The sequence below is a fragment of the Erythrobacter sp. K21-9 genome, from assembly GCF_055808355.1.
Map to the genome: position 1 here is coordinate 2,973,714 of NZ_CM147866.1, position 13,850 is coordinate 2,987,563.

Annotated in this window: 8 protein-coding genes and 2 pseudogenes; 3 read left to right on the forward strand and 7 right to left on the reverse strand. The window is 60.1% G+C overall.

All coding sequences use genetic code 11. The annotated features are described in order from the left end of the window. Window positions 1-21 precede the first annotated feature (21 nt). The 4 genes and pseudogenes from AC0L39_RS15315 to rpoB all read right to left on the reverse strand — a co-directional run bounded on the left by AC0L39_RS15315 (window position 22) and on the right by rpoB (window position 9,989). Window positions 22-471 carry a DNA-directed RNA polymerase subunit beta' gene (locus AC0L39_RS15315; protein WP_473259155.1) on the reverse strand — a complete coding sequence of 150 codons (450 nt, stop codon included), beginning with the start codon at window positions 469-471 and terminating at the stop codon, window positions 22-24. A gap of 72 nt (window positions 472-543) precedes the next feature. Continuing rightward, entirely contained in the window at window positions 544-1,062 is a 519-nt protein-coding gene (locus tag AC0L39_RS15320; protein WP_473259157.1) for a hypothetical protein, read from the reverse strand. Between the two features lie 101 nt (window positions 1,063-1,163). Further along, window positions 1,164-5,451: pseudogene (gene rpoC, locus AC0L39_RS15325) on the reverse strand (DNA-directed RNA polymerase subunit beta'). A gap of 330 nt (window positions 5,452-5,781) precedes the next feature. Further along, window positions 5,782-9,989, reverse strand: a pseudogene (rpoB, locus tag AC0L39_RS15330) (DNA-directed RNA polymerase subunit beta). A gap of 551 nt (window positions 9,990-10,540) precedes the next feature. Here rpoB and AC0L39_RS15335 point away from each other — a divergent pair. Genes AC0L39_RS15335 through AC0L39_RS15345 form a run of 3 tightly spaced genes read left to right on the forward strand, consistent with a single transcriptional unit; the run spans window position 10,541 to window position 11,481 of the window. After that, window positions 10,541-10,681 carry a hypothetical protein gene (locus tag AC0L39_RS15335; protein WP_473259158.1) on the forward strand — a complete coding sequence of 47 codons (141 nt, stop codon included), beginning with the start codon at window positions 10,541-10,543 and terminating at the stop codon, window positions 10,679-10,681. A gap of 27 nt (window positions 10,682-10,708) precedes the next feature. Beyond that, window positions 10,709-11,254: a DUF2975 domain-containing protein gene (locus AC0L39_RS15340; protein ID WP_473259160.1), complete on the forward strand. Its 546-nt coding sequence runs from the start codon at window positions 10,709-10,711 to the stop codon at window positions 11,252-11,254. After that, window positions 11,254-11,481 (forward strand): helix-turn-helix domain-containing protein, encoded by a 228-nt coding sequence (locus tag AC0L39_RS15345; RefSeq protein ID WP_473259161.1) that lies wholly within the window; start codon window positions 11,254-11,256, stop codon window positions 11,479-11,481. Before AC0L39_RS15340 ends, AC0L39_RS15345 begins: the two co-directional genes overlap by 1 nt. 73 nt (window positions 11,482-11,554) lie before the next feature. Here AC0L39_RS15345 and AC0L39_RS15350 read toward each other — a convergent pair whose 3' ends face one another. The 3 genes from AC0L39_RS15350 to AC0L39_RS15360 are packed head-to-tail and all read right to left on the reverse strand — an operon-like array spanning window position 11,555 to window position 13,574. Next, on the reverse strand, window positions 11,555-12,058 hold the full coding sequence (locus AC0L39_RS15350; RefSeq protein WP_473259162.1) for a hypothetical protein: 504 nt from the start codon (window positions 12,056-12,058) through the stop codon (window positions 11,555-11,557). Then, window positions 12,051-12,698, reverse strand: a complete 648-nt coding sequence (locus AC0L39_RS15355; RefSeq protein WP_473259164.1) for a hypothetical protein — start codon at window positions 12,696-12,698, stop codon at window positions 12,051-12,053. The genes AC0L39_RS15350 and AC0L39_RS15355 overlap by 8 nt, the downstream gene beginning before the upstream one ends. A gap of 45 nt (window positions 12,699-12,743) precedes the next feature. Next, the gene (locus AC0L39_RS15360; RefSeq protein ID WP_473259165.1) at window positions 12,744-13,574 is read right to left on the reverse strand and encodes an AraC family transcriptional regulator; all 831 of its coding nucleotides are present in this window, start codon (window positions 13,572-13,574) and stop codon (window positions 12,744-12,746) included. Window positions 13,575-13,850 lie beyond the last annotated feature (276 nt).

The following is a 13,850-nucleotide window of genomic DNA, read 5'->3' on the forward strand; positions in this document are numbered from 1 at the left end:
CGCAGGCCCGCGCGGCAAGGCTTAGGATGGCGGTGCGGCGTGCGCCTCGGCTGCGACGAGGGCGAGCACCGCGTCCCATAGACGGTGCTTGCGGTCCGGTCGGATTAGCCCGTCGATAGCGCCCTCGAACCCGGAGCGATCGCGCCGCGCTGCGCTGTCGATGAGCGCACCGATTGTCGCCTCGTCATGAGAGAGAAACTGACAGCAGAAACGTGCGACATGAATGCGCTCGGGCCAGCACGACGAAATCGCCTGAGACAGAGCAAGCGCCCGCGCCGCGACCTCCACATTGCCAAGCCTCACTGCGAGTTCCGGCACCGGATCTCGCCGCTCGCGGTCATGCAATGCGATGAGGCGCAGCGAGTAAACGAAACGCGCGGAGATGGGCGACAATTCTTCCACGCACGGCGGATCGGCGAGCTTGGCGATGGTCGATTGACGGGCGGCGAACGATGTAGAGCGGTGAGCCATGGGCCTCCGGTGTGACTGGATTGAACACCACCCATCTAAGCTTTATGCAAATGGTTCGCAATAGCATTTATGTCATTGTGAGAAGAGCAGCACCGAGCGGCCTTGCCCTGTCAGTCTAACGCCATTCTCCCGTGTTCGCTCTGCGCGGGTGACACTGTCAAATGCGCTCGCCAACTGCGTCCACTCCGGTATCAGGCCGATCAGGCACTTTGGTTTTGATGGCGGTGGCACTTCAGCAAGTCCGGCGACTGGAGCTGGCGCTTCAAAGCGCGATAGTTCAAGCGCATCGCCAACAAAGTTTACCTCCCAGATGAACCCCGCGCAAACCGGCTCGAACGAGAGCAGCGGACCATCGACCGAGACTGCGATACCGCGATCGCCGTCGAGCGATGCGCCATCGATCCCCGCTACTCGATATTCACCCAGCAAATCACCAAGTTCGGTTATCGCAGTGCCTTCGGGAGAGCGCTCGGGCTCTTCCGTGCCATCCTGGCCGTGAACAACGACAGGCTCATTGAGCGGGACATCATTAGTGTCCGAGCAGGCGGCCAAGCCAAACAGTGTCAGCGCAATGGCGGCAGGTTTCAGCATGTCTCCAGTCTCGCTCGCGCAGGCTTTACCGGACATGAAAAACCCCGCCGGAGCGCGATGCTCCGGCGGGATTGTTTCATATGCTATGCACGAAAGCGCGCTTATTCAGCCGCAGGAGCTTCGCCGCCGCCCATCGCCGCTTTCATCGCTTCCTCGCTCGACACGGGATCGGCAGCGGGCTCGGGCTCAGGGGCAGCGGCCGCATTGTCCGCTGCAAGCTTATCCTGCTGCTTCTTCCATGCGGCCTTGAGCGCGGCGTCGCGGCTCGAGGCGGTCACGCGCATCCGGTTCATGCCCGCGCCGGTACCGGCCGGGATCAGGCGGCCCACGATCACGTTCTCCTTGAGACCGATCAGCGTGTCCTTCTTGCCCTCAACCGAAGCCTGCGTGAGCACGCGGGTCGTTTCCTGGAAGGACGCGGCCGAGATGAAGCTGCGGGTCTGCAGCGACGCCTTGGTGATCCCGAGCAGGATCGGCGTGCCTTCGGCGGGCTGCTTGCCCTTGCCGAGCTTGGCGTTCGCCTCGTCCATTTCCTCGCGATCAACCTGTTCGCCCGGAAGCAATACAGTGTCGCCGCCCTTGGTGATCTCGACCTTCTGCAGCATCTGGCGAACGATCACCTCGATGTGCTTGTCGTTGATCTTCACGCCCTGCAGTCGGTAGACTTCCTGGATCTCGTTGACGAGATACTCGGCCAGTGCCTCGACGCCCATGACCTCGAGAATGTCGTGCGGGTTCGGCGAGCCGGAAATCAGGGTGTCACCCTTCTTCACGAAGTCGCCTTCCTGCACGTCGATCACCTTGGTCTTGGGGATCAGGTATTCGACTGCATCACCTTCCTCGGGGATGATTGCGATCTTGCGCTTCGCCTTGTATTCGCGAACGAACTCAATCTTGCCCGAAATCTTGGCGATGACCGACATGTCCTTGGGCAGGCGTGCCTCGAACAGCTCGGCAACACGCGGCAGACCGCCGGTGATGTCGCGGGTCTTGGCAGCTTCACGCGATGCACGCGCAAGGATGTCACCCGCTTCGACCGTCTGACCGTCTTCGACCGAGAGCGTCGTGCCCGGTGCGAGCATATAACGCTGCGCTTCGGTTTCGTCCTCGCTCTGACCTTCGCCGAGAAGAGTCATGCGCGGACGCAGTTCTTCTTTCTTCTTGCGGTACGGTTGCCCGGTTTTCGGTCACAACGCGCTGGGCAATGCCCGTCGCATCGTCGGTCTGCTCCTCGAGCGTGGTTCCCTCGACGAGGTCCTGATACTTCACGACACCCGACTGTTCGGTGATGATCGGCAGGGTGAACGGATCCCATTCTGCGAGCCGGTCTCCGACCTTCACCTTGGCGCCGTTCTTGAACATCAAGACCGTACCGTAGGGGACCTTGTGCATCTCGCGCTCACGCCCTTCGGCGTCGATCACGGCAATCTCGCCGTTGCGGGCAAGCGAGAGAATGCGGCCCTTCTTGTCGGTGATGGTCGGCATGTCGCGCAGTTCGATCGTGCCGTCCGAAATCGATTCCAGGTGGCTCGTCTCGTTAAGCTGCGCCGCACCGCCGATGTGGAAGGTACGCATGGTCAGCTGCGCGCCCGGCTCACCGATCGACTGTGCAGCGATAACGCCGACAGCTTCGCCGATATTAACCGGAGTGCCGCGGGCAAGATCGCGTCCGTAGCACGTGCCGCACACACCCTGATCGGCTTCGCAAACCAGCGGCGAGCGGATCTTGGCGGACTGAACTTCAGCCGCTTCGATTTCCTTCACCATCGGTTCGTCGATAAGGGTGCCGGCCTTCACGATGACTTCATCGGTCGCCGCGTTCATGATGTCCTCGGCCACGGTGCGGCCAAGGATGCGTTCGCCAAGCGAGGCGATGACGCTGCCGCCCTGGACGATCGCGCGCATTTCCAGCGCGTTATCGGTCTTGCAGTCCTCGACGACGATCGTGCAGTCCTGCGAGACGTCGACCAGACGGCGGGTCAGGTAACCCGAGTTTGCCGTCTTCAGTGCCGTATCCGCAAGGCCCTTACGCGCGCCGTGGGTCGAGTTGAAGTATTCAAGAACGGTCAGGCCTTCCTTGAAGTTCGAGATGATCGGCGTTTCGATGATCTCGCCCGAAGGCTTGGCCATCAGGCCGCGCATCCCGGCGAGCTGCTTCATCTGCGCGGGCGAACCACGCGCACCGGAGTGGCTCATCATGTAGATCGAGTTGATCTGCGCTTCCTTGCCGTCCTTGTCGATCGGCTGCGACTTGATCTCTTCCATCATGGCGTCCGCCACCTGGTCGCCGCAGCGGCTCCAGGCGTCGATCACCTTGTTGTACTTTTCCTGCTGGGTGATGAGACCGTCCTGATACTGCTGTTCATAGTCGGCAACCAGCGCCTTGGTGTCATCGACCATCTTTATCTTCGAATCCGGGATGATCATGTCATCCTTGCCGAAGGAGATGCCGGCCTTGAACGCGTGGCGGAAGCCGAGGACCATGATGGCGTCGGCAAACAGCACCGTGTCCTTCTGGCCGGTGTGGCGATAGACCTGATCGATCACGTCGCCGATCTCACGCTTGGTCAGCAGACGGTTGATGATGTCGAAGGGAACCTTGTGGTTATTCGGCAGGCATTCACCGATCAGCATCCGGCCCGGCGTCGTCTCGAACCGCTTCATCACGACCTTACCGTCCTCATCGGCCTGCGGAACGCGGGCAAGGATCTTGGTGTGGAGCGTGACGGCCTTGGTCTCGAGCGCCTGGTGCACTTCGGCCATGTCGGCAAAGCGCGGCAGTTTCTCGACCTTCGTGCCGTCTTCGTTCTCGAGGTATTCCGGCTTTTTCTCCTGACGTTCCATCGAGAGATAATAGAGGCCGAGGACCATGTCCTGCGAAGGAACGATGATCGGCTTGCCGTTGGCTGGCGAGAGGATGTTGTTGGTCGACATCATCAGCGCGCGCGCTTCCAGCTGCGCTTCGAGCGACAGCGGAACGTGAACGGCCATTTGGTCGCCATCAAAGTCAGCGTTGAATGCCGAGCAGACCAGCGGATGAAGCTGGATTGCTTTACCTTCGATCAGAACAGGCTCGAACGCCTGAATGCCAAGACGGTGAAGCGTCGGCGCGCGGTTCAGCAGAACCGGGTGCTCGCGGATCACTTCGTCGAGGATGTCCCAGACTTCCTTGCGCTCTTTCTCGACCCATTTCTTCGCCTGCTTGAGGGTCATGGAAAGACCCTTGGCATCGAGGCGGGCGTAGATGAACGGCTTGAACAGTTCGAGCGCCATCTTCTTGGGCAGGCCGCACTGGTGCAGCTTGAGCTCGGGACCGGTCACGATGACCGAACGGCCCGAATAGTCGACGCGCTTACCCAGAAGGTTCTGGCGGAAGCGGCCCTGCTTGCCCTTGAGCATGTCGGACAGCGACTTCAGCGGTCGCTTGTTTGCACCGGTGATGACGCGGCCACGGCGACCATTGTCGAACAGCGCGTCAACGGCTTCCTGAAGCATGCGCTTTTCATTGCGGACGATGATGTCCGGCGCGCGCAGTTCAATCAGACGCTTCAAACGGTTGTTCCGGTTGATCACGCGGCGGTACAGATCGTTGAGATCCGACGTCGCGAAACGGCCACCATCCAGCGGCACCAGCGGGCGCAGCTCTGGCGGGATCACGGGAATCACTTCGAGGATCATCCATTCCGGGCGGTTGCCGGAATCGATGAAGCTTTCGACGACCTTGAGCCGCTTGATGATCTTCTTCGGCTTGAGCGTCGACTTGGTGGTCGCCAGCTCTTCCATCAGATCGTCGCGCTCCTGCTCGAGATCGAGGTCCATCAGCATGACCTTGACCGCTTCGGCGCCGATATCGGCGGAAAACGCGTCTTCGCCGTACTCGTCCTGCGCTTCGAGCAGTTCGTCTTCGGTCAGCAGCTGGAATTTCTCAAGCGGGGTCAGGCCCGGCTCGATCACCACGTAGCTTTCGAAGTAGAGAATACGCTCAAGCTGCTTGAGCTGGATGTCGAGCAGCAGGCCGATGCGCGAAGGCAGCGACTTGAGATACCAGATGTGCGCAACCGGCGCGGCCAGTTCGATGTGGCCCATACGCTCACGGCGCACTTTGGTAACGGTCACTTCAACGCCGCACTTTTCGCAGACGACGCCCTTGTACTTCATGCGCTTGTACTTGCCGCAAAGGCATTCGTAGTCCTTAACCGGACCGAAAATGCGCGCACAGAACAGGCCGTCACGCTCGGGCTTGAACGTGCGATAGTTGATCGTTTCCGGCTTCTTGATCTCGCCGAAGGACCAAGACCGGATGCGCTCGGGCGATGCGATCCCGATCTGGATCTGGTCGAAGGTTTCCGGCTTAGCCAGCTGGTTGGTGAATTTGGTCAGTTCGTTCATGACTTAGTTCCCTCAGGGGGTGAAATTTCTTGAAGAGGCAAAATGAACCGCAGCGATTTGCGCCGACTATTTCGCTATCTCTACCTTGCTCAGACCACTCGTGGATTGATCTGCGGATTCAATTTCAGGCTTGTCCCAAATATGCGGTGAAGCCCGAAGAAAGGAGGCAAATCCGATCACCAGAAATACGACTCCCATCCAACGAAAAATCTCACTGTCACTGTCAACCAAGGAACTTCCGGCAAGGATGGGTATCAGTGATGCCCAAAAAACCATGTAGCCTCTGGTGACGATGACTTTCTCATCATAATCGTGTAGAAATTTCATCGCTTATTCCGCTGCCTCCGGCCATTCGTCGTCGCCCTCTTCGCCGTCGGACAGCGACTTGAGTTCAACGTTCATGCCCAGCGAGCGCATTTCCTTGACGAGAACGTTGAAGCTCTCCGGAATGCCCGCTTCGAAGGTGTCATCGCCCTTGACGATCGCTTCGTAGACCTTGGTCCGGCCCACGACATCGTCAGACTTGACGGTGAGCATTTCCTGCAAGGTGTAGGCGGCGCCATATGCCTGCAGGGCCCAGACTTCCATCTCACCAAAGCGCTGTCCGCCGAACTGCGCCTTACCGCCCAGCGGCTGCTGGGTGACGAGCGAGTACGGACCGATGGACCGCGCGTGGATCTTATCGTCCACAAGGTGGTGCAGTTTGAGCATGTAGATGATGCCCACGGTCACCTTGCGGTCGAACGCCTCACCGGTCCGGCCGTCATAGAGCGTCGACTGACCCGAGCTGTCGATACCGGCTTTCACCAGCATGTCCGACACGTCCGGTTCGCGCGCACCATCGAACACTGGCGTGCCCATCGGGACGCCGGCTGACAGGTTCTGCGCCAGTTCGACGATCTGCGGGGTCGAGCGGCTTTCGAGGTCTTCGAAATACTGCTCGCCGTAAACGTCCTTGAGACGCTCCACGACCGCCTCGGGCGGCTTGGCGTTCTTGTAATCCTCGTCAGCGTTCGGATTGGCGCGCTTCCACTCTTCGAGCTTGTTCGCGATATCCATGCCGAGGCCGCGTGCGGCAAAGCCAAGGTGCGTTTCGAAGATCTGGCCCACGTTCATGCGCGAAGGCGCGCCCAGCGGGTTCAGCACGAGATCGACTGCGGTGCCATCTTCGAGGAACGGCATGTCCTCGACCGGCAGGATGCGCGAAATCACACCCTTGTTGCCGTGCCGTCCGGCCATCTTGTCGCCCGGCTGAAGCTTGCGCTTAACGGCAACGAAGACCTTGACCATCTTGAGCGCGCCCGGTGCAAGTTCGTCACCGCGCTCGAGTTTCTCCTTGCGGTCCTCGAACTTGGCATCGATCCCGGCGACGGCTTCGTCATACTGGGCCTTGATCGCTTCGATCTGGGCCTGACGTCCGTCCTCGGCGACAGCGAACTTGAACCATTCGTGACGCTCGACTTCGCCAAGGACTTCCTCGGTGATCTTGCTGCCCTTTTTCACGCCCTTCGGAGCAGCCGATGCGGTCTGGCCGAGCAGCATGTCCTTCAGGCGGTTATAGGTTGCACGGTTGAGGATCGCACGTTCATCGGCGGCATCCTTGCCAAGACGCTCGATCTCTTCGTTCTGGATCGCGCGGGTACGGTCATCGATCTCGATGCCGTGACGGTTGAAGACGCGAACCTCGACGATAGTCCCGGCAACTCCCGGCGGCAGGCGCAGCGAGGTGTCGCGAACGTCGGAGGCCTTTTCACCGAAGATCGCGCGGAGGAGCTTTTCTTCCGGTGTCATCGGGCTTTCGCCCTTCGGCGTGATCTTGCCGACCAGGATATCGCCCGGATGCACTTCGGCGCCGATATAGACGATGCCCGCTTCATCGAGGTTGCGCAGCGCTTCCTCGCCGACATTCGGGATGTCGCGGGTGATGTCTTCCGGACCAAGCTTGGTGTCGCGGGCCATGACTTCGAATTCATCGATGTGGATCGAGGTGAACACATCGTCTTTCACGATGCGTTCGGAGATCAGGATCGAGTCTTCGTAATTGTAGCCATTCCACGGCATGAATGCGACGAGGCTGTTCTTGCCGAGCGCCAGCTCACCGATATCGGTCGAAGGACCATCGGCGATGATGTCGCCCGCTTCGATCGTCTCGCCCACCTTCACCAGCGGACGCTGGTTGATGCAGGTGTTCTGGTTCGACCGCTGGAATTTCTGGAGCGTGTAGATGTCGACGCCCGACCGGTACCGTCTTCGACATCGCCGATGGCACGGATCACGATACGAGTCGCGTCCACCTGGTCGACGATACCGCCGCGCTTGGCAGCAATCGCAGCGCCGGAATCGCGCGCCACGGTCTCTTCCATACCGGTGCCGACCCAAGGCGCTTCAGCCTTTACAAGCGGCACAGCCTGGCGCTGCATGTTCGAGCCCATCAGGGCGCGGTTGGCGTCATCGTTTTCGAGGAACGGGATGAGCGAGGCGGCAACCGAAACGAGCTGCTTCGGCGACACATCCATCAGGGTGACCGTTTCGCTCGGGGCCATAAGGTTGTCGCCAGCCTGACGCGCCGAGATCAGCTCCTCGACGAAAGTGCCATCCGGGTTCAGCTCGGCGGAGGCCTGGGCAACGGTGTGCTTCTGCTCCTCCATCGCGGAAAGGTAGATCACATCGCCGGTGACGCTGCCGCTATCGACCTTGCGGTACGGTGTTTCGATGAAGCCGTACTTGTTGACCCGGCTGAACGAGGCCAGCGAGTTGATCAGGCCGATATTCGGGCCTTCCGGCGTTTCAATCGGACAGATACGGCCATAGTGGGTCGGGTGAACGTCGCGGACTTCGAAGCCTGCGCGCTCACGGGTAAGACCGCCTGGGCCAAGCGCCGATACGCGGCGCTTGTGCGTCACTTCCGACAGCGGGTTGGTCTGATCCATGAACTGCGACAGCTGCGAGGAGCCAAAGAATTCACGAACGGCAGCCACAGCCGGCTTCGCGTTGATCAGGTCGTTCGGCATGACGGTCGAGACATCGACGCTGCTCATGCGCTCCTTGACCGCGCGTTCCATGCGCAGCAGGCCGACGCGGTACTGGTTTTCCAGCAGCTCTCCGACCGAACGGACACGGCGGTTGCCGAGGTTGTCGATGTCATCGACATCGCCCTTGCCGTCCTTGAGGCCGACGAGTTCCTTGACCACGGCAAGGATGTCTTCCTTGCGCAAAGTCGTCACTGTGTCTTCAGCGTCGAGCTCCAGACGCATGTTCAGCTTCACGCGGCCAACAGCCGAAAGGTCGTAGCGTTCGCCATCGAAGAACAGGCCTTCGAACAGCGCTTCGGCAGTTTCCTTGGTCGGCGGCTCGCCCGGACGCATCACTTTGTAGATGGCCTCAAGGCCCTCATCGCGGTTTTCGGCCTTGTCGACCTTCAGCGTGTTGCGGATCCACGGGCCGGTGTTGATCTCGTCGATGTCGAGCAGCTCGATGCTGTCGATCCCGGCATTGTCGAGCGTTTCGACGTGTTCGAGAGTAAGCTCATCGCCCGCTTCGACGTAGATGCGGTCGGTGCCTTCATCGATCATGTCGCGCGCGGCGTAGCGGCTGACGATTTCCTCGGTTGGAAGCAGCAGTTCCTTCAGACCATCCTTGGCCGCCTTATTGGCAGCGCGCGGGCTGATCTTCTGGTTGGCAGCGAACACTTCTTCGCCGGTCTTGGCATCGACCAATGCGAAAGCAGGCTTCTGCCCGCGCCAGTTTTCTGCGTCGAACGGGATTTTCCACCCATCCTTGGCGCGTTCCCAGACGACCGTGTCGTAGAAATGGTCGAGGATACCTTCGCTATCGAGGCCCAGCGCATAGAGAAGCGCGGTGACCGGCAGCTTGCGCTTGCGGTCGATACGGACGTTGACGATGTCCTTGGCGTCGAATTCGAAATCGAGCCACGAGCCGCGATACGGAATGACGCGCGCGGCAAACAGCAGTTTGCCCGACGAATGGGTCTTGCCGCGATCATGGTCGAACAGCACACCGGGCGAACGGTGCATCTGGCTGACGATCACACGCTCTGTGCCGTTGATGATAAAGGTGCCGTTGTCGGTCATGAGCGGCATGTCGCCCATGTAAACATCCTGCTCCTTGATATCGAGAACGCTGCGGGTCTCGGTTTCCTGGTCGACTTCGAATACGATCAGGCGCAGTGTGACCTTCATCGGCGCGGCATAGGTAATGCCGCGCTGGCGGCATTCCGTGGTGTCGTATTTCGGCGGTTCAAGCTCGTAATTCACGAAATCGAGCTCTGCGGTTCCGGCGAAGTCGCGGATCGGGAACACGCTGCGAAGCGTCTTTTCGAGGCCCGAGACATAATCGATGGCAGGATCGGAGCGGAGGAACTGTTCGTAGCTCTCGCGCTGGACTTCGATCAGGTTGGGCATATCGACGACTTCATGAATGTCGCCGAAAATCTTGCGGATACGCTTTTTCGCAGTTCCCTCAGCCTTGCGGCTGCGGAGCTTGTTCGAGGTTGCTGGAGCTTTCGCCTTGGTCGCCATGGAGGTGATTCGCCTCTTCAGATTGCGCGCGCGGGAAGGAGACCCGCTCGCTTGAATGATATTTCACGTCACGCGAAACGGGGGCCATATACGACGCAAAAGAGCCGCGCGCCTCGGCGCAGACCCTTTCGGGCTGCCGGGATGCAGCTGATCAATCCGTCGCGAATATGGCTAGCGCCGCTTCTATTCTGGAGCCGATTCCCGCGCTTGAATCGGCCTGTCTCGAAGCTGACGTGTGAGGGCTATCTAAGAAGCCTGTTGGATTTGTAAAGGGGGAGTTCGTGAGTGTGCGCACCATCCGACGTGAAATGTACTCGCGCCTTCAGCGTTGCGGGCGGGCGGTCGCCCTTGCAGTCACTGCGCGGCAGATCTCCGCCACCAAGAAAACAACACGAAATCGTCGCGAGCCGCAGGCGAGTCAATCGACGCCATCATATACCCCTAAACGATAACTTCTATATCGTTTTACAATATTATTGATTGACAATAAATCGAGATCGCTCCTAGTTCGTGATTATCGAAAAACAATATCACGCATCAAGGAGAACGATATGTCACAGATGTTCAACCACTCGCTCGCCGTTTTCGGCGCCCTGTTCCTTACCGTCGCCTCGATCGGCGCAATCGTGACCGTCCCGCCCGCACAGGCGCGCGCCTCGCAAGGCTTCCCGGCGTCGGTCGAGCTCGCTTGATCCAGAACGCCGCAAAGGGGAATACCAATGAAAGAACAATTCAACGACCCGCTCCTGCTCGCGGGCAAGGTCCTCACGATCATCATCCAGGGACTGATGGCACTCGCCGGAACGGTGTTGGCCATCTTGATCCCGGTGGTCCTGATTTTCCGCGATGAAATCAACATGGAGCTTAGCGAAGAGCAGGCCGGCATGATCGCCGAGCTGCCGACCATGCCGATTGTTGGCCTGTTCCTCCTGATCATCGTAGTGCTCGCGCTCACCTTCCAGTTCTTCGGAAAGCTGCGCGCCATCATCGCAACCGTCGGCGAACGCGACCCATTCGTCCCGGAAAACGCGGCCCGGCTCAATGTCATGGCATGGCTGCTGCTCGCCGTTCAGGTCCTCATGATACCGGTCGCAGGTCTCGGGCTGCTGGTGGCGAAGTGGGCGGACGAACTGGAGAACGCCGAGTTCACGATAGACGCAGGACTCGATCTCACGGGTATCCTGATGGTGATCGTCCTGTTCATCCTCGCCCGCGTGTTCAAGCACGGCGCAGCAATGCGCGAAGACCTCGAAGGGACCGTGTAATGCCAGCCGATGATGAAGGAGCAACGATCATGGTCAAACTCGACGACCTGCTTCACGAGCGCCGCATGACGCTGACCGAACTGGCCGAGCGCGTCGGCCTTACCCTCGCCAACCTCTCGATCCTCAAGACCGGCAAGGCCAAGGCTATCCGCTTCTCAACCCTGGCCGCGATTTGCCGCGAGCTGGATTGCCAGCCGGGTGATCTCCTCGCTTACGACGCGAGCTGAGCAAGCCATCCGATCCATGCAATGCGAGGGGCCACCGCGTCAGTCAGTGGCCCCTCCGACCAGGACTGCGATCTCAGGGGCGGATCGTCAGCCCTTCGCCGTTTTCGATGGCTCCTGCGAACCCCCACCCACCGAAAGTCTCCGACACCGCAGCCGTCAGGGTGTTTTCTCCCTCCTGCAAATTCAGCAAGACGGCGTCATTGAAGCCGATCGTGCCGAGAAAGAAGAAGTCGCGGCTGCGCCAGCCTGCAATCCCGCTGAAGACCAGCCGACCATTCAGAAACAGCCGGACGCGGTCGGAATAGCCAAAGCGCAAGCGCACTGGCTGCGCCGCATTCGATACGATCCTGGTCGAAACCAGCACGGTGTCCGCATTGTCCTGAGGCCGAGCTGCCCGGCCCAGATCGACGATCCCGCTCGGCTCCACCTGAAGCGTGAGATCTCTGTCCAGAGCTTCCAGCTCGCCGGGCAGGGATATCACGTTGTCGAGCAGGTCTTCGGAAAAGCGCTCTGACACTCGCCAGTTTTCGATGGTTCCGGGCGGTGCAGTCCGAACGTCCTTCGCGCGGCTAGACAATTTGCTCGCCTTGCGCCAAGTCTCGAACAGTCAGGTTTGCGATCCGGACCTTGCCATTCGGTCCGCTGGTGCGAAAGCCAATCCCCCCGCGCCCCCGGTCGGTCGCCAGGTCGGGAATATGCAGCATCGGCTGCTTGCTTCCATTGAAATAGATATCGGCAGTGTCATTTGCGATTATGAACTTGAGTCGGTTCCAACCGTCATAGGTGAAGGCGAATGGCGCCATGGCGTTCGCGTCGGAGAAGATCTGCCACGAAGTCAGCCCGGCGCGCATCGGCGTATATTGTCCGGCATCCGGCAATCCCGATTTGTGCTGGCGAATGTAAAAGTACTCGGCATCGCCAGTATCCGACGCGTGCCACATCAGGCCGCCGAAACCTCGTCTATTCTCGAACGCAATGTCGAATTCGATAACCCCGTCTGTGAAGTCGAGGCCGTCAATCATTGCCGAGGCGCGAGCAAGGATCAGCTCCTGCTGGCCATTGACCTCCTCCACCGAAACGCCGCCTGCCGGGCCAGTGGGCCTGACTTGATAGCTTTCGAATTGGAGCAGGCTCGGCGCGTCATCCTGCGCCTGCGCCATGCTTGCGGCAGTCGCTGCCGTAATCGCTGCAACATATCTCAGATCAAACCAGCCCATCGATTCCTCCACGCAAAACAGATTGCGCGCACGAAGAGCACCCGGTCAGCCCTGCGTATTGAACGAAACGGCCATGATCCGGCGCTGCCTGTGCCATTCGGCGGGACTCGTGCCGATCAGAGCGCGGCATTCTCGGATCATGTGGGATTGATCTGCAAAGCTGTGTCCGGCGGCGATATCCGCCCATGCGGGCTGGTCTGAGCGCTCAGCAGCCAGCATCGCGGTGGTGAGCCGCCGCCTCCTGAGGACCGCGCGCGGCGAAAGGCCGAGACGATCGGCAAAGCCGCGGCGCATGTGGCGTGCACTCAGGCCTGCGCGCGCGGCAAGCTCGCCGGGGCCGAGCATGCCACACGAATTGCGTGCCAGACTTGCGGCCAAGTCGATCCTGTCGAGCTCGACGTCACTTGCTGCAGTGCCGAGCACGGCGAGCATCGCCTGCCAGGCACCGACAAAATCGTCATCATCGGCGCACCGCGCCACCCGATCGAACTTTCGTGAGAGTTTGCTGGGTACTTCGCAATCCTCAGCCAGATGATCCCTGGCGCTCATCCCCAGTCCAGTTTCCATCGCTTCTGGTGCGAGGCGGAGTGCGTAAAGGTCTTCCCCGTGCCGAGGAGCGTAAGATCCGCCATCGGGTTGCGCCCTGAAAATCACGAAATCCCAGTCGGTCGTCTCACCGCCCGGTCCGAACCTGCGGCGCAGCGCGATCGAGGGTTCTGTGAACGGCAAAAGCCGATGCTGTTCCCGCGCACCGTAATGCGAGCGGCTGTACCAGGCAAGATCGACCACGCCGGGCGAACGTGCGGTCAGTTGCCACGCGCGGTAAGAACCGCTTTTCTGGACCGGTTCAGAATTTTCCAAGGCAGGCGTGCTCATCGTCGTTTGTTTCTTGCACATGTCTGCGCTGCATCGAGGGCCGTTTCTACCAGCATCGGACGCCCTTCGACGGGCAGCGTACATCCGCATGGTCACGCTGCGGCACCGGCATATTTGCTTGACTCTGGAGGCGCGGCCTTTATTGGCCCGGCTCGACCGCTTTGCCGAAGGGCTTGGCGGTCATCCGTCCAAGACAGTTGGTGGAGGCAATCTGGCCTCCTTAATTTCCAGCCTAGGCGGGGAACAGAGAATTTCAGGTCCGCTTCCATGCGGTCC

Bases quoted from the DNA above. Each gene is read 5' to 3' on its own strand.
- AC0L39_RS15340 (WP_473259160.1), top strand. From the start codon at position 10,709: ATGAAAGAACAATTCAACGACCCGCTCCTGCTCGCGGGCAAGGTCCTC.
- AC0L39_RS15355 (WP_473259164.1), bottom strand. From the start codon at position 12,698: ATGGGCTGGTTTGATCTGAGATATGTTGCAGCGATTACGGCAGCGACT.
- AC0L39_RS15360 (WP_473259165.1), bottom strand. From the start codon at position 13,574: ATGAGCACGCCTGCCTTGGAAAATTCTGAACCGGTCCAGAAAAGCGGT.
- AC0L39_RS15315 (WP_473259155.1), bottom strand. From the start codon at position 471: ATGGCTCACCGCTCTACATCGTTCGCCGCCCGTCAATCGACCATCGCC.
- AC0L39_RS15345 (WP_473259161.1), top strand. From the start codon at position 11,254: ATGCCAGCCGATGATGAAGGAGCAACGATCATGGTCAAACTCGACGAC.
- AC0L39_RS15335 (WP_473259158.1), top strand. From the start codon at position 10,541: ATGTCACAGATGTTCAACCACTCGCTCGCCGTTTTCGGCGCCCTGTTC.
- AC0L39_RS15320 (WP_473259157.1), bottom strand. From the start codon at position 1,062: ATGCTGAAACCTGCCGCCATTGCGCTGACACTGTTTGGCTTGGCCGCC.